Genomic DNA, 605 nt, shown 5'->3' with positions numbered 1-605 from the left:
GTAGAAGCAGTCGCTTTAGATTCCGGCTATCTCACCACGCCAATTTGTAAGGGACTTTATGACCGCACGATTTTTGGGGTGATTGCCCATCGCAGATACCACCCAACAAAAGGACTTATGCCGAAATGGAAATTTACATACGACAAAGAACGGAAAGTATATGTTTGTCCCAATGACCAGGAACTCGCCTACCGCACAACGACAAGAGAAGGATATCAGGAATATAAATCGGATCCCAAGGTATGCGCAGAGTGTCCTCTATTAAAGGAGTGCACGCGTTCAAAAAACAAAACAAAAGTAGTGACCCGCCATGTCTGGGAAGACTATAAAGAAAAAGTACGAGACAACAGACTGTCGTCATCCGGCAAGGCGCTTTATAAATTTAGAAAAGAAAAAGTGGAGCGAAGCTTCGCAGATTCGAAAGAACTGCATGGGCTTCGCTATTGCAGGTTAAGGGGATTACAAAATGCCAGTGAACAGGTGCTTCTCACAGCAGCCTGTCAGAATATGAAAAAGATCGCCACACACCTAGCCAAGCAAGGCTAGGTGTGTGAGGGCCTTTTTCTTCAGAGAAATTACTAATAAACACATTATTTTTACCAAAT

The 605-nt window shown here is 43.6% G+C and carries 1 protein-coding gene; it reads left to right on the top strand.

The features are described 5' to 3' along the window. Positions 1-546 (top strand): transposase (locus tag QYB97_RS25085; RefSeq protein ID WP_301168718.1); only part of this gene is annotated, 546 nt, incomplete at its 5' end. Between the last annotated feature and the right edge of the window lie 59 nt (positions 547-605).

It is taken from the genome of Fictibacillus fluitans (assembly GCF_030418125.1).
GTDB lineage: Bacteria > Bacillota > Bacilli > Bacillales > Fictibacillaceae > Fictibacillus_C > Fictibacillus_C fluitans.
Note: the sequence above shows the minus strand (reverse complement) of the source record. Positions and strands in the feature narration are given on the sequence as shown.